Source organism: Helicobacter sp. 10-6591, assembly GCF_003288805.1.
Classification (GTDB): Bacteria; Campylobacterota; Campylobacteria; order Campylobacterales; family Helicobacteraceae; genus Helicobacter_F.
The window spans coordinates 35340-51011 of sequence record NZ_NHYK01000013.1; the positions used below are offsets into that span (position 1 = coordinate 35340).

Sequence of the window (15672 nt, forward strand, 5' to 3'; positions counted from 1 at the left end):
AAAAACTCAGCAGAATCTGCTTTCGTCTTTATAGCGTGAGGGAGGGATATTTAATGTCATAGTAACAAAAATACCTACAAAACCTTTTTTGCTTAGTAGAAAGTAGTATTTAGAGTAAGTGATTGCCTTAAAAGGCAAATGAGCTTAAAAAAAAAAAAAAACCATTTGGATATCTCAATTTCAAATGGTAGCTTTTAGATCTTTAGGAGTTTTTTGGGAATTTTATATCCGGTTAGAGTGGTACTCAAATAATTTGCTACAACCCAAACAGATCGCTGAATTCATTGAAAGCCATTGATTCTAGTGTCGATTGGTTAGAGCAAATATTTTTGATCTGTTCGCATTTTTTGGGACTTAGTTTTTTTGAAAGATTTTTTTCAAATTTTGCTACAAGCAGTGGGATACCTTCATCTCTCCTTCTTCTATGGCCTATGGGATATTCAACCTCTACTTTTGCGCTTTGTGTGCCATCTTTATAAAAGATTTGTACGGCATTTGCAATTGATCGCTTGTCTGGTTCTAGATATTCCTTTGTATAGCGATCATCTACTTTTACAACCATCTTCTCTCGCAATACATCTACTCTCGGATCGTTTGCGACACTATCCTCATAATCATCAGCGCTTAATCTTCCAAAGATGAGTGGTATAGCGACCATATATTGTATGCAGTGATCTCTATCAGCAGGGTTTGCTAGCGGTCCTACTTTATTTATGATTCTATGTCCAGATTCTTGAGTGGTGATGATGATTTCTTGGATTGCATCTAATCTGTTTTTGACTTCATCATGGAGCTTGAGTGCGCACTCTACTGCAGTCTGTGCATGGAATTCTGCTGGGAAGCTAATCTTAAACAATACATTTTCCATCACATAGCTTCCAAATTCTTGAGGAATAGTGAGCCTTGCGCCTTTCATCTTAACATCTTCAAATCCCCAAAATTTTGCACTCAATGCACTAGGATAACCCATCTCACCACTTAGTGCTTTTAGCGCTAGATTCACTCCTCTTGAGCTTGCATCTCCTGCTGCCCAGCTTTTCCTAGAGCCTGTATTTGGAGCATGGCGATAAGTCCTTAATGCTCCACCATCAATAAATGCATGGCTTACAGCATTTCTGACTTCTTCAAAGCTCCCACCAAGCATAACACAAGCTACGGCAGTAGAAGCAATCCGCACAAGCAGCACATGGTCTAGCCCTACTTTATTAAAGCAGTTTTCTAAAGCCAAGATTCCTTGAATCTCATGCGCTTTGATCATCGCGGTTAGCACATCTTTGACTGTAAGGGGAGATTTATTGGCGACAATATTTTTTCTGCTCATATAATCAGCTACTGCCCATATAGCACCGAGATTATCACTTGGATGTCCCCATTCTGCTGCCAACCAAGTATCATTAAAATCAAGCCATCGCACCATCGCACCGATGTTAAAAGCCGCTCTCTCTGGTTCTAATTGATAGCTAGTCCCTGGGATTTTTGCTCCTAATGGACGGAATTCTGCACCTTCTACCACAGGGCCTAGAAGTTTTGTGCAAGCTGGAAATTCTAATGCCAACAGTCCACATCCAATCGTATCCATAAGACAATATCTTGCTGTCTCATATGCAAGCGTAGAATCGATTTTATATTCAAGTGCGTATTTTGCAATCTTTGTCAGTATCTCATCAAACTCAGGTCGTTTAGTATCTAAGATTCCCATATCATTACTCATTGCTATCTCCTCGTGTTCTTAAAATTTTTAGCGTTCATTTATTGGCACATATGCACGGTTTTCTGGTCCGATATATTCACTGCTTGGACGAATAAGCTTATTATTAGCTCTTTGCTCATAGATATGAGCGAGCCAGCCACTCACCCTGCTCATAATGAAAATTGGCGTAAAGAATGGAGTTGGAATACCCATAAAGTGATAGGCTGAAGCACTATAGAAATCAAGATTGGGGAAAAGTTTTTTCTCATTCCACATTACTTCTTCGATTACTTCGCTGATCGGATAAAGTTCCTTAGTATCACCGACATCTTGGGCTAGTTTCTTGCTCCATTCTTTGATGACTACATTTCTGGGGTCAGCCTTTACATACACCCTATGACCAAATCCCATAATCTTAGCTTTTCTAGCGAGTTTGTCCAAGATACCTTGCTTTGCTTCTTGTGGTGTTTTAAACTCAGAGAGCAAGTCCATTGCTGCTTCGTTCGCACCGCCATGCAAAGGCCCTCTTAATGCGCCAATAGCAGCAGTGATGGCCGAATATACATCAGAGAGCGTAGCCGTTACGACACGTGAGGCAAATGTAGAAGCATTAAATTCATGTTCTGCATAGAGAATCAAGCTCACATGTATAGCCTGTATCCATAAGTCTTTTGGAGCTTTATCATGGAGCTTTTCTAAGAAATAGCCTGCAATAGAATCTTGGTTGCTTTTTGTGCTCATTTCTTTGCCAGAGTTATGCCAGTGATACCAAAAAAGCAGTATTGAAGGGAAAACCCCAAGCAATCTTATGCCTATTTTCTTTTGGTCTGGGAATTGGAGCTGCTGTACATTGATATGCTCTTGCTCTAGACACCCTAGTACAGAACAGCCAGTTCTCATCACATCCATAGGATGAGAATCTTTTGGCAAAAGCTTGAGGGCTTCCTTCAGATTCTGTGGTAGCTCTCTTGCCTTGATAATCTCTTGTTTGAAAGATTCTAATTCTTGCTTGTTTGGCAACTCCCCGTTAAGTAATAAATATGCTACTTCTTCAAATGTTGCATATTTGGCTAAGTCGTAAATATCATATCCTCTATAATTTAGTCCATGGCCTGTACCTACAGTGCATATTGCTGATTTTCCAGCTACGACACCTGCTAATCCACCAACCTTATTTTTCGCCGCTTCACCCATTTTATCTCCTTATTTTTGAAATAATTTGTCAAGTTTTTCTTCAAAGCTGTGATAGCCAAGCATTTCGTAAAGCTCCTCTCTGGTTTGCATCTTTGCAATGCTAGCCTTTTGAGTTCCGTTCTGTATGATGTCTTGGAATACCTCTAGTGCCGCCTTATTCATAGCTCTAAATGCTGATAGAGGATAGAGCACCATAGCAATTCCCACGCTCCTTAGCTCCTCTACACTAAAATAGGGTGTTTTCCCAAACTCCGTGATATTTGCTAATACAGGGACTTTGATAGAATCCGTAAATTGCTTGTATTCCTCTAGTGTATGGATAGCTTCAGCAAATATCATATCTGCTCCAGCTTCTACATATGCTTGTGCTCGCTCAATTGCTGCCTTTTGTCCTTCGCTTGCGTGAGCGTCTGTGCGTGCCATAATCACAAAGCTAGAATCTGTTCTACCATCGAGGGCAGCTTTGATTCTGTCGCTCATTTCTTCCTTACTTACAAGTTCTTTGTTGGGTCGATGTCCGCAGCGCTTTTGGGATACTTGGTCTTCTATATGGCAGCCAGCAGCACCTGCTCTTACAAGTTCTTTTATGCTTCTAGCGATGTTAAATGCCCCACCCCAGCCTGTATCAGCATCTACAAGCAATGGCAAGTCGCTTGCCGCTGTGATTCTACGCACATCGATGCATACATCTTCAAGATTTGTCATTCCCAAATCAGGCAATCCTATACTTGCATTTGCTACCCCAGCGCCACTGAGATACAATGCTTTTGCTCCACTTTTTTGTGCCTGCATAGCAGAATATGCATTAATAACCCCTAGAATTTGCAGAGGGCCATTTTGTTTGATTGCTTCTCTTAGTTTATTGCCAGCTGTTTTATTCATCATACCTCCTTTATTTAGATTGTTTTAATGGATAACCAAGAGCATTGATAGCCTGAGTGATTTCATCTAGCACACTAGAATCTTCGATGGTTGAAGGCATTTGGAATTCCTTGCCATCAGCAATACTCCTCATTGTGTTGCGCAGAATCTTTCCACTTCTAGTTTTGGGTAGTCTTGCTACAAGTGTTACGAGTCTTAATGAAGCAATTGCGCCAATTTCCTCTTTTACAAGTTGTATAACCCCATCGGCTATAGCTTGAGGGTCTCTTTCTCGTCCATCTTTTAAGATGACAAATGCCATTGGTACTTCTCCCTTTAGCTCATCATTAACACCTATGACAGCGCATTCTGCGATATCAGGGTGTTTGGATATGGCCTCTTCCATTCCTCCAGTTGATAGGCGATGGCCTGCTACATTGATCACTCCATCCATTCGTCCCATCACAAAGACATATCCATCTTTATCGATATATCCACTATCTCCCGTAAGATAATAGCCTTGGTAGTGGTTTAGATACGAATCTCTGTATCTTTTGTCATCATTCCAAATGCCCATCAAGCAAGCGGGTGGTAGTGGAAGTTTTAAGACGAGATTCCCTAATTTCCCGGGTTTGCATTCGTTGCCATTTTCATCAAGGACTTTGAGATTGAATCCGGGCATAGGTTTTGTGGGGGAACCAGCTTTTATAGGCATTTCCTCAAGACCAAGAGGATTAGCAGCGATTGCCCATCCTGTTTCTGTCTGCCACCAGTTGTCTATAATTTTTTTGCCTGTTACCTTTTGTATCCAATGCAGTGTGTCGCTATCACATCTCTCGCCAGCGACGAAAATGCTTTTTAAGTTGCTCAAATCATATTTTTTCGCCCATTCTCCATTTGGATCTTCTTTTTTGATTGCCCTAAATGCAGTTGGCGCAGAGAATAAAACATTCACTTTATACTCAGAGCATACTCTCCAGAATGCCCCGGGATTTGGAGTTTTGACAGGTTTTCCCTCATATATGATGGTTGTGCAGGCATTCATTAAAGGTGCATATACGATATAGCTATGTCCTACCACCCAGCCCACATCACTTGCTGCCCAAAACACATCGCCGGGTTTTGCGTTATAGATATTATCCATTGACCATTTCATAGCTACAGAATGTCCGCCATTACTTCGGACAACACCCTTTGGCTTGCCAGTTGTACCAGAAGTATAAAGAATATAGAGGGGATCAGTTGCATCAACAGGCACGCAATCTACAGGTTGTGTCTTTGCTTCCTCACTTTCCCAATCAACATCTCTCCAAGGAAGCATATTCGCACGTTCTTGTGGTCTTTGCCAAATTAAGCAAGTTGTAGGTTTGTGGTTTGCAGACTTAATAGCTTCATCAAGAATAGGCTTATATTTTATAACGCGACTTACCTCTATGCCGCAGCTTGCAGAAATAATAACACGAGGCTTTGCATCATCGATTCTTGTGGCTAATTCATGTGCTGCAAACCCACCAAATACCACACTATGAATTGCACCTATTCTTGCGCATGCAAGCATCGCAATCACTGCTTCAGGAATCATGGGCATATAGATTAATACCCTATCGCCTTTTACAACCCCTTTATTTGTGAGAATACCTGCTGTTTTTGCTACCCTTTCATACAATTCACCATAAGTGAAAGTTTTCTTGGTGTCTGTCACTGGAGAATCATAGACCAATGCGAGCTGATTCTTTCGTCCATTATGGATATGCAAATCCAGTGCGTTGTAGCAAGTATTCATACAGCCACCTACAAACCACCGATAATGGTCATTAACGACATCCAAAACCTTATCCCACTGATGATACCAATGCACTTTTTTAGCAGCTTCCGCCCAAAATCCGTGCGGATCGTTGATAGAGGAATCATATACTTCTTGATAAGTCTGTGCCATGCGCTTCCTTTATGTTTATTTTGGAATAGCTCACATTGTATTTTAGTTTCATAATTTTTCTTTGATACGAGGAAGAAAATAACGCAATAAGTTAATTTTTATATAGTCTTAAGAAAGATATAAAAGAGTTTTAACCCCATCAATACGGATTTTCATGTGATGTATTTTGGATGTTACCTTTTTAAACAATAAGATATGTTGCCTCTTTGAGATGATTGGTGGTGGTTTTTTTTGGATTCTTATCTTTTTGCCAAGAATTGAGAAACTGATAAAGACATTTTAAAACAGAGAATTTGTCCCTTGAGGTTTTACAAAATTTTTACACACATCGCATAAGTCTCTTACAACTGATTTTTATAATTTCCAAACATCATTTTTAAGGAAAAACCATGAATAAAATACTTCTTTTTATCCTAAGCGCACTAACCCTACTAAGCGCAGATTCTATCTATCCTATCACCAGAGAGATGGGTTCTGGAAGCAGAAGTGCATTTATCGAAATCTTTGGAATCTACAAAGAATCAAATGGCAAGAAAATTGATGCCATCACCAAAAAAGCAGAAGTTACAAATTCCACAGGTGTCATGCTAGCAACAATTGCGACTTCAAAGAATGCTATTGGCTATGTGTCGTTAGGCTCGCTCAATGAAAGTGTCAAAGCACTAAAAATCGATGGAATCGCCCCTAGCAGAGAAAATATCACTAACCAAAGCTATAGAATTCTGCGTCCATTCCACATTGTTACTAAGCGCGCAAATCCTCTTGTAGATGACTTTTTAGCTTATTGTCTCAGTGCAAAAGATGTCATAGAACAATCTGGATACATAGTGAGTAAATCCCACAAATACCATCCACAAAAGCCAAGTGGTAAGATTATTGTCGCTGGTTCTAGCTCTATTACTCCATTGATGGAAAAGCTCGCTGAAAGCTATCAAGCTATCAATCCAAATGCCACTATACAAATCCAACAATCAGATTCAAGCACGGGGATAAGCTCTGTGTTTGAAGGGATTGCAGATATTGGCATGGTCTCTCGCAACCTCAAACAATCAGAATTGGATAAAGGTTTGAAAGTGCAAGTGCTAGCTATTGATGGCTTAGCAGTGGTTGTTCATAAAGACTCAAATATCAGCAATCTTTCAAAAGATACAATCAAAGCGATCTATACGGGTCAAGTGAGTACCTGGGAGCAAATCAAATGAAAATCTCTACACTAAGAGAATCTTTGTTTGAGTGCTTATTTGCCTTTTGTGCTATTTTCTGTCTCTTTGCTGTAGGGATGATTTGTTTTTTTCTTTTTGGTAATGCAATACCCACAATCGCACACATCGGATTGTTTGATTTTATCTTTGGCTTTGAGTGGTATCCGGAGGAGGAGGTTTTTGGGATTTTCCCTATGATTATTGGGAGCTTGTATATTACTGCATTAAGCCTAGTATTTAGTGTGCCTTTGGGGATCTCTTGTGCCGTGTTTCTCTCGTACTTCTGTCCTAAGAGTATAAAACGATATGCCATCCTCGCCATAGAATTGCTAGGGGCTATACCTTCGGTTGTGTATGGATTTTTTGGTCTTGTGGTTCTGGTGCCATTTATCTCGGATATTTTTGCTATCTCTGGCAAAAGCATTCTTGCAGCATCAATCATCCTCAGTATTATGATCTTACCCACAATCATTTTGCTATCCAAAGTCGGCATTGATAGTGTGCCTAGAATCTACTTTGAAGCAGCTCTTGGACTTGGAGCAAGTAAGCAAAGAAGCGTGTTTTTCGTGCTTGTACCTGCGGCAAAATCCGCGATTTTAGCATCTGTCATCTTAGGTTTTGGGAGGGCTATTGGCGAAGCTATGGCAGTCATTATGATAGCGGGCAACCAAGTCCAAATCCCCTCATCTCTCCTTGATGGCGTGCGCACACTCACTACAAATATCGTTATCGAAATGGGATATGCCCAAGGATTACAGAGAGAAGTGTTGATTGCAAATGCTTTGGTGCTTTTTGTTTTTGTCTTAGGGATCAATCTTTGTTTTAACGCGTTGAAAGAAAAATCCAGATAAGGAGAACATAGTGCAAAGAGATTTTTTATCAATACTTATTTCTTGCTTTATGTATCTTTGTGTGGGAATTGTGTGCAGTGTGTTTTGTATCGTGCTTGGGTTTATTTTCTTCAGAGGTGTTCCATATCTCAGTCTGGATTTATTTGCCTTCCAATACACAAGCTCTAATCTCTCTATGCTGCCTGCAATTATAAATACTTTTTGTATCGTGCTTTGCTCGCTATTACTCGCCATGCCCTTAGGAATCTTTGGTGCGGTATTCTTGAGCGAGTATGCTAATAAAAAAAGCAAGATGCTTAGTCTTATAACTCTTGCGTGCGAGACTTTAAGTGGGATTCCATCGATTGTGTATGGACTTTTTGGCTATCTTGCGTTTGTGATCTATTTTGGTTTAAAAATCAGCTTCTTAAGCGGTGTATTGACACTTTCTATCATGGTCTTACCTCTTATCTTACGAAGCAGTGAGGAAGCACTCAAAGCTGTTTCAGATAGTCTTAGAGAAGCAAGCTTTGCGCTTGGTGCGACAAAACTTCGCACAATATTTTGTATCGTTTTGCCTGCTGCTATTCCTGGGATTCTCACAGGGATAATCCTTAGCATTGGAAAGATTGTAGGAGAGAGTGCAGCGCTCCTTTATACAGCCGGCTCTGTAGCGCAAATAGCGGGATTTTTAGAATCTGGACGCACACTAAGTGTGCATATGTATGCTCTTAGCTCTGAGGGGCTACATACCAATCAAGCTTATGCGACTGCTAGCGTGCTTGTATTGTTCATACTCGGGATAAATCTGCTTTCAAATTTCATAGCCAGCAAACTCACAAAGGACACAAAATGAGCAAAAAGATTTGTTTTAGCATAAAGGATTTGAATCTATTTTATGGGGACTTCCATGCACTCAAAAATATCAATATTGATATTCTAAAATCCGAAGTGAGTGCATTTATTGGTCCTTCTGGTTGCGGAAAAAGCACATTTCTTAGAAGTCTCAATCGTATGAATGATTTGCTTACAGATTGCTCCATCAAGGGCAAGATTCTTTTCAATGGCGAGAATATTTACAAAAAGTACAATGTCAATGTCTTACGTAAAAAAATAGGAATGGTATTCCAAAAACCCAATCCTTTTCCTATGAGTATTTATGACAATATCGCTTTTGCACTTAAAACACATGGGATAAAAGACAAAGAGAGACTTGACTCTTGTATAGAAGAAAGCTTAAGAGATGTAGGGCTTTGGAAAGAGTGTAAAGATAAGCTCAAGCAAAATGCACTCAAACTCAGTGGAGGACAGCAGCAAAGGCTTTGTATAGCAAGAAGTATATCAATAAAGCCAGAGGTGATTTTGATGGATGAGCCTACAAGCGCACTTGATCCAATAGCAACTCTCAAGATTGAAGAGCTTATCACTAAGCTCAAGAAGGACTACACCATAATTGTTGTGACCCACAATATGCAGCAAGCTTGTAGAATCTCTGATAGAACTGCGTTTTTCTTACTAGGTGAGATGATAGAGTTTGCAAGCACACAGAGTATTTTTACGAAAGCAAAAGACAAGAGGACACAGGATTATATCAATGGAAAATTTGGTTGATTGGCTATAATCCCAGCCTATCAAGAGGAATAAAATGGTATATGTTTTAGAAGATGAGAAATCAATCCTAGAGCTTGTAGTCTATGCGCTTAATTCTCAAAATATCCTAGCTTGTGGATTTGATGAGGTAAAGGCTTTCCAAGATGCGCTTAAGAATGAGATACCAAAAATTGCTATCTTAGACGTGATGCTTCCTAATACAAGCGGATTTGAAGTGCTAAAAAGTCTCAAATCTAATCCAAAAACTAAAAATATATGTGTGCTTATGCTTACAGCACTCAGTGATGAATACGAGAAAGTCAAAGGCTTGGATTTAGGCGCTGATGATTACATCACCAAACCCTTTGGAATCATGGAGTTGATAGCGCGTGTGCGTGTGATACTCCGTAGATTAGACACAGATACACCAGATTTCACTCTCAATGGATTAGAGTTTTCTAATACCAAGCACGAAGTCCGCATTAATGGCGAAAAAATCAAGCTCACCCTCAAAGAATTTGAACTCTTAGGATTCCTGCTAAAAAATCCCAATCGCGCCTTTATGCGTGAAGAGATTATGCACATTCTTTGGGGAAATTACGAATCTTATTCGCGCACACTTGATATACATATCAAGACCTTGCGCCAAAAACTCGGTGATTATGGACAAATAATAAAAACCATACATGGCATAGGCTATAAGCTTGAATGCTAAAGTGCTAAAGACAAAGAAGATAGGAGTAAAAATCTTTTTTGCACTTTTTCTAAATAGCTTGCTTTGTCTGGCTATAGCTAGTAGTTTTGTGTTTTTTAGTCTAGATTCTGTTTTGAAGGCCAAGATTTTTGATGTATCTAAAACTCCTTTGTTTTTGGTGATACTGCTATGTATTTTGCTATGTGTTTTACTTACAAAGTGGCTTGTAGATATGCTTTTATTCCAAGAGCAAAGCGCTAGATTCCCCATTCAGGTTCGCGGATTAAAAAAAGCCCAGATGCTTACTCTCACACAAAATATGCGCGATGGACTTATGTTGCTTAATAAAAATGGCAGAATCTTACTGAGTAATACACCCATACACAAGCTCTTTGGAGAGTGGGAATACATCCATAAGTTTGGGGATTCTGCGTTTTGCCAGATGATATTGCAGGATTTAAACATCCTGAAAAAGTCAAAAACCCATTCCTCACAAATCCACACCATCAAGATTCTAGACAAAGAGCACGAAGTGCAAGCTATACCAATCTATTCGCAGAATAAATTCAAAGGGCTCATAGTGATTGTACGTGATATAAGTGCGCAGTATCTTGCGCAAAAAATGCGCAAAGAATTTAGCGCGAATGTTACCCATGAGCTAAAGACCCCTTTAACCACAATACTTGCTAGCTCTGAAATGCTCCAAAATAATCTGATTGCTCCACAAGATGTGCCAGAGTTTGCAGCCAAGATTCAAAAGGAAGCTACAAGACTTATTAATATGACAGATGAGATTCTCAAGCTTTCATTCCTTGATGAAAATAGAGAATCCAGCAAAGAAAGCAGGCACAACTTCCAAAGACTTGATTTGAAAGAAGTTATCTTGAATGTAATTGACAATGTACATTTGCTTGCCAAGCAATACACGATTACTCTGCACACAAATCTCAAAAGCTGTTTTATTTTAGGTAATGCAGCTCTTTTAGAAGAAATGGTCTATAACCTCATAGCCAATGCCATCAAATACAATAAGCCCAAAGGTTTTGTGCAGATAGAACTCAAAGCAAAGAATCTCTTGAGGATAAAAGATAATGGCATAGGTATCCCAAAAGATTCTCAAGAACGTGTGTTTGAAAGATTTTATTGTGTGGATAAAAGTAGGAGTAAAGCACTTGGTGGCACAGGTCTTGGACTCTCAATTGTCAAATCAATAGCAAACCTGCATAACGCACAAATCACACTCAAGAGCACGCCACACAAAGGCACGGAATTTACCATAAGCTTTCCATTTGTGTAAGGAGAAAATATGCTAAACAAATCCTCCGCAATACGACTAAAAGCAGAATGGGAGGAGCAAAGAGCGATTTTGCTTAGCTTCCCACATAAACACAGCGATTGGCAAGACTTATTGCAAAGCGCCAGAAAATGTTTTGTGCGCATAATAAAATGTATCGCTAAATTTGAATCTGTCTATGTATGTGTCGATCCGCGTGATAAAAAAGGCTTAGAGCTTGTACAAAAATCTTGCAAGAAAGAGTTAAGAGTAGGCAATGTGCAGATATTTAGAGTTTACAGCAATGATATTTGGGCAAGGGATTTTGGGGCTATTAGCATCCAAAAAAATGGTGCAAATACCTTGCTTGACTTTGGATTCAATGGCTGGGGATTGAAGTTTAGAGCCAATTTTGACAACCAAATAAATAGAGCGCTCTATAAGCTTGGTGTTTTTGAGAATCTCTTGACGCAAGATTTGATTCTCGAAGGAGGGAGTATTGATAGCAATGGTTGTGGTTTGTTGCTCACGACTTCACAATGCTTGCTTGAAGCAAACCGCAATCCCCATCTGAGCAAGCAAGAGATACATTCAAGACTGCTAAAGATTTTTGGGCTCAAAAAGGTGCTATGGCTTGAAAATGGAAGTTTGTGTGGCGATGATACAGACAGCCATATTGATAATCTCGCTCGCTTTATTGCGCCTAAAACTATTGCTTATGCAAAATGCGAAGACAAGCTTGATGTGAATTTCAAGCCGTTAGAGGCTATGGAGCGCGAGCTTTTTGCCTTGCGCGATGAAAACGACAAACCTTTTAGACTTATCGCATTGCCTTTGCCAAAAGCGAGATTCTATAAGGGGGAGCGTCTGCCTGCAAGTTATGTGAATTTTCTTTTTGTCAATAATGCTTTATTAGTGCCAACTTACAAGGATAAGAAATCTGATAAAAAAGCCTTGCAAATTCTCTCGGATGAACTACCGCATCTTAAGGTGCTAGGGATTGACTGCACTACTCTTATCAAATGGCATGGAAGTATTCATTGCGCAAGTATGCAGTTGTATTGATGCTTGAGCTAAGAAAAATCAATAGCGAAAAATATAGCATTCATCAAATTCATAGCGCACCAAAGAGGGCAGTTGAAATTCATTAGGGCAGTGGCAAAGAGCCTTAGACTCGCTGATGTAGATTTATACATCATAGAATCTCCGATTTGTAGATACTCTGTCACTAAAAATCTTTTGCGTTGTATCTTTAGAGTGCTGCTATCACCCATCAAGGAAGCCCAAACTGGTATCGGGTCTTTCCATGATATGGGCATAAGTTCAAGGCCTACTCCAAAAAATGCCTCTACCTCTTTGGCTAAAGTAGTGAGTTAGTATTTAAAAATATCTCTGCACCATTTGTAATCCTAGAATCTACTGACTTGCAACCTGAAGTTTACTAGGGTATGTCGCTCTGAAGTTTGTGTTTATGTAGGCTATGCCAAGCCCCAAAGTCCTATCATCTGTTTGGGGTGCAATATAAATTTTTTTACTAGTAGCTTTTCTTGCAGATAATCCTATCGTTATCTTTGTGGCAATGAACCACAACCCACACTCAAAGTCCAAATACACTAACAGCCTCTGAAAACTAATCCTGTGTTTTAGCTTGTTTAGCTGTTCTTTGACTTCATCCCACTTATAATTCGTTTTTAAGTATTTCAAGATTTAGTTCAAAATTCTTTAAGTCCGTGTTATTGCCCAAATGATCAATTTGCTTTTTCATGCATTTTATAGTAGCATCCCACGGCTCAAAAATTTGTGATTCTGAGAGTTTGAAATTTTTATATAACCTCTCCACAAATGATTTATCATCAATTCAAAACCAAGGTTTGTTAATGGCTTTAGATGTAGCAAAAAAACAAGAGATTATTGCAATGTTTGCGAGAGATTCACAAGATACTGGTTCTTCTGAAGTGCAGGTTGCTCTTTTGACGCAGCGTATAGTTGATTTGACAGAACATTTGAAAACAAACCCTAAAGATCATTCAAGTCGGCTAGGTTTGCTTAAACTTGTAGGACAGAGAAAATCTCTTCTTTCTTATCTTAAACGTACTAGATACGAATCTTACATAAAGCTGATTAGTCAATTAAAACTCAAAGATAGATAGTCAATCAAATAACACGATTTAGGTAAGATGTGTTACTTGATTTTCTGATAGCTTTGTATTCCCTCGGCTTTTGATTTTAGAAATTTTTGTACTTCAGAATATGTTGGTGTATTAGACTTAAGGAGTGGTGATTGGGCTTATTTCGTGCTATTCCAAGGTTTGTGAGTTTTATAAATACAAATTTCAAAACAGTTCTTTTGCTTATCGCTTTATTTTTTGTATTTATTGGTTTATATGCGCCAGATGGTAAAGAACCAAATCTGGCAAAACTGTATTTAGATAAGCCTATCTTCAATAGCACACTTGTAGCTTCACAAATTGAAGCGATTAAGAAAATCGATACTATCCAGGGAGTATTGCTAGTGATAGATTCTCCAGGTGGAAGTGTGAGTGCTAGCATAGAAGCAGCTGATATGATTAAAGAATTAGCGCAATATATCCCAGTTGTAGCGTATGTAAGAGGTAGTATGGCCAGTGGCAGTTATTATGCGGGTATGTATGCTGATGAGATTATTGCCAATAGAGGCTCTATGATTGGATCTATTGGTGTCATTTTAAGTGCGTTTAACATTGAGGAATTACTCGCAAATCTTGGTATAAAAGAACAAGTGTTAAAAATGGGTAAATACAAAGAGGTTGGCACAATCATGCGAGCTTGGAATGAAAATGAAAGAGAATTTCTGTCAAATTTTTTACATGAGCAATACGAGATGTTTGTAAATGATGTCAAACTAGCGCGTAAAGATAAATTACATACAGATCCTATTCATTTTGCAGAAGGCAAGATTTTTAATGCTAAAACTGCATTGGAGTTAGGACTTATTGATAAGGTAGGTTCAATGCAAGAAGCCATAGAATCTCTTAAAGAGAAAGCGCAGGTGCAAAATCCAATATGGCTGGAGAAAGATAGAATCGATGTTTATCTACAAAGATTAGAAGATTCTCTAATAAGCAAGATTGTTTCTTTTGCATTTTTATACAATAGGTAAAAATGCAGCTTTTTGGGTTAGATTTTTTGCAATCTGACGCAAAAAACTTACTTGCTTTTTCTGGTGGAGCGGATTCTAGTGCCTTGTTTTTCTTGCTACAGGAAAAACAAATATCCTTCGATATGGCAATTGTCAATTATGGAACAAGAGAAAATTGTGCTGATGAGGTTGCATACGCGCAAAAATTAGCACAAACCTATCATAAACAGATCCATGTTTTCCAAGCACCTGCTATAGAGTCGAATTTTGAACACAATGCGCGAGTTATTCGATACAGGTTTTTTAAACAATTGAGTGCAGTCCATAATTACACAAATATCATTGTCGCACACCAGCTTAATGATAAATTAGAATGGTTTTTGATGCAATTATGTAAGGGTAGTGGGATTGTGTCATTGCTAGGATTTCATGGAATAAGTGATTTTGAGGGTATAAGGATTGTGCGTCCATTGATAAATACTAGTCGTAATGAGATATTGGAATATTTACACCAAAACAAGATAGTTTTTTTTAATGACGTAAGTAATGATGATTTGCAAATCAAACGTAATTATTTCCGACATAAAATCTCAAATGATCTTTTGTTAAAACATCGAAATGGGATCTTGCGTAGTTTTGAGATTCTTTATCGTGAAAGCAAGTTTTTAGAATCTGACACTACTAATGTGAAGCTTTTAGAGAATCTCTATATTGTCAAACGTGCTTACAACGAACTAAGAGACTTGCAGAATGTTGATTTTGCACTCAAAAGATTAGGATATGTCATGAGTTTTAAGCAACGCAAAGAGGTTTGTAAGGCTAATTTTTCATGTGGAGTCGGTAGGAATTTCATTATAGATTGTAATCAGTCTTTGCTTTTTATAGGTCGCAATCATACAAACGTACAAAAACCTGTACCAAAAAAATTCAGAGAACAATGCCGTAAAAATAAGATTCCACCAAAAATACGAGCCCTTCTCCAAGAAGCAAAATACAATGTTGAAGAGATAAGAAATCTTATTTTAGATGTAAGTTTGGGGTATTAAAACCTATTTGGAAGTTTTTTGCGTTTCTTTGGGTGATTACAAAATCTATACATCTAAGATAAAAACGTACAAAATTGCTGGTGATTTGGCTTATTTGAAAATTTTATTTTAGTTACGATTGTGATGTTGCTCGCCCCTACTTAATCTCCAATTAAGCTATTAGTTATATAATCACGCCTCTCATTTTTTAGAATCAAGTTGTTTCAGAATTTAGAGTAGATTTGGTTTGGAATAAATT

The 15672-nt window shown here is 38.6% G+C and carries 16 protein-coding genes; 11 read left to right on the forward strand and 5 right to left on the reverse strand.

Annotated features, from left to right (window positions below; translation table 11 throughout):
• Positions 1-256 precede the first annotated feature (256 nt).
• The 4 genes from prpD to CCY97_RS05465 are packed head-to-tail and all read right to left on the reverse strand — an operon-like array spanning position 257 to position 5681.
• Complete coding sequence (prpD, locus tag CCY97_RS05450) at positions 257-1711, reverse strand: 2-methylcitrate dehydratase (RefSeq protein WP_112064474.1); 1455 nt, start codon at positions 1709-1711, stop codon at positions 257-259.
• 27 nt (positions 1712-1738) lie between these two features.
• Complete coding sequence (gene prpC, locus CCY97_RS05455; RefSeq protein ID WP_112064475.1) at positions 1739-2884, reverse strand: 2-methylcitrate synthase; 1146 nt, start codon at positions 2882-2884, stop codon at positions 1739-1741.
• A gap of 9 nt (positions 2885-2893) precedes the next feature.
• Positions 2894-3769, reverse strand: a complete 876-nt coding sequence (gene prpB, locus CCY97_RS05460; protein WP_112064476.1) for a methylisocitrate lyase — start codon at positions 3767-3769, stop codon at positions 2894-2896.
• A 7-nt stretch (positions 3770-3776) separates the two neighbouring features.
• Positions 3777-5681: a propionyl-CoA synthetase gene (locus CCY97_RS05465; RefSeq protein WP_112064477.1), complete on the reverse strand. Its 1905-nt coding sequence runs from the start codon at positions 5679-5681 to the stop codon at positions 3777-3779.
• 389 nt (positions 5682-6070) lie between these two features.
• On the opposite strand from CCY97_RS05465, the gene CCY97_RS05470 reads away from it, so the two are divergent.
• From CCY97_RS05470 to CCY97_RS05505, 8 genes are all read left to right on the forward strand, one after another.
• Positions 6071-6883 (forward strand): substrate-binding domain-containing protein, encoded by an 813-nt coding sequence (locus CCY97_RS05470; RefSeq protein WP_112064478.1) that lies wholly within the window; start codon positions 6071-6073, stop codon positions 6881-6883.
• Positions 6880-7734: a phosphate ABC transporter permease subunit PstC gene (gene pstC, locus CCY97_RS05475; protein WP_112064479.1), complete on the forward strand. Its 855-nt coding sequence runs from the start codon at positions 6880-6882 to the stop codon at positions 7732-7734. Before CCY97_RS05470 ends, pstC begins: the two co-directional genes overlap by 4 nt.
• A gap of 10 nt (positions 7735-7744) precedes the next feature.
• Entirely contained in the window at positions 7745-8569 is an 825-nt protein-coding gene (pstA, locus tag CCY97_RS05480) for a phosphate ABC transporter permease PstA (RefSeq protein ID WP_258457038.1), read from the forward strand.
• Complete coding sequence (pstB, locus tag CCY97_RS05485; RefSeq protein ID WP_112064480.1) at positions 8566-9324, forward strand: phosphate ABC transporter ATP-binding protein PstB; 759 nt, start codon at positions 8566-8568, stop codon at positions 9322-9324. Before pstA ends, pstB begins: the two co-directional genes overlap by 4 nt.
• Before the next feature lie 34 nt (positions 9325-9358).
• Complete coding sequence (locus tag CCY97_RS05490; protein WP_112064481.1) at positions 9359-10018, forward strand: response regulator transcription factor; 660 nt, start codon at positions 9359-9361, stop codon at positions 10016-10018.
• Complete coding sequence (locus CCY97_RS05495; protein WP_112064482.1) at positions 10008-11294, forward strand: ATP-binding protein; 1287 nt, start codon at positions 10008-10010, stop codon at positions 11292-11294. Before CCY97_RS05490 ends, CCY97_RS05495 begins: the two co-directional genes overlap by 11 nt.
• 9 nt (positions 11295-11303) lie before the next feature.
• Positions 11304-12335 carry an agmatine deiminase family protein gene (locus CCY97_RS05500; RefSeq protein WP_112064483.1) on the forward strand — a complete coding sequence of 344 codons (1032 nt, stop codon included), beginning with the start codon at positions 11304-11306 and terminating at the stop codon, positions 12333-12335.
• 72 nt (positions 12336-12407) lie between these two features.
• Positions 12408-12647 carry a hypothetical protein gene (locus CCY97_RS05505; protein WP_112064484.1) on the forward strand — a complete coding sequence of 80 codons (240 nt, stop codon included), beginning with the start codon at positions 12408-12410 and terminating at the stop codon, positions 12645-12647.
• A 39-nt stretch (positions 12648-12686) separates the two neighbouring features.
• Here the strand turns inward: CCY97_RS05505 and CCY97_RS05510 are convergent, their stop codons facing one another.
• Positions 12687-12974 carry a hypothetical protein gene (locus tag CCY97_RS05510; RefSeq protein WP_112064485.1) on the reverse strand — a complete coding sequence of 96 codons (288 nt, stop codon included), beginning with the start codon at positions 12972-12974 and terminating at the stop codon, positions 12687-12689.
• 173 nt (positions 12975-13147) lie between these two features.
• Here CCY97_RS05510 and rpsO point away from each other — a divergent pair, with 173 nt between their 5' ends.
• The 3 genes from rpsO to tilS all read left to right on the forward strand — a co-directional run bounded on the left by rpsO (position 13148) and on the right by tilS (position 15434).
• Entirely contained in the window at positions 13148-13420 is a 273-nt protein-coding gene (rpsO, locus tag CCY97_RS05515) for a 30S ribosomal protein S15 (protein ID WP_112064486.1), read from the forward strand.
• A gap of 131 nt (positions 13421-13551) precedes the next feature.
• Positions 13552-14409, forward strand: coding sequence for a signal peptide peptidase SppA (gene sppA / locus CCY97_RS05520; RefSeq protein ID WP_181562838.1), 858 nt, complete (start codon positions 13552-13554; stop codon positions 14407-14409).
• A gap of 2 nt (positions 14410-14411) precedes the next feature.
• A complete protein-coding gene (tilS, locus tag CCY97_RS05525) occupies positions 14412-15434 on the forward strand; it encodes a tRNA lysidine(34) synthetase TilS (protein ID WP_112064487.1) in 1023 nt (340 codons plus the stop codon).
• Positions 15435-15672: the final 238 nt, after the last annotated feature.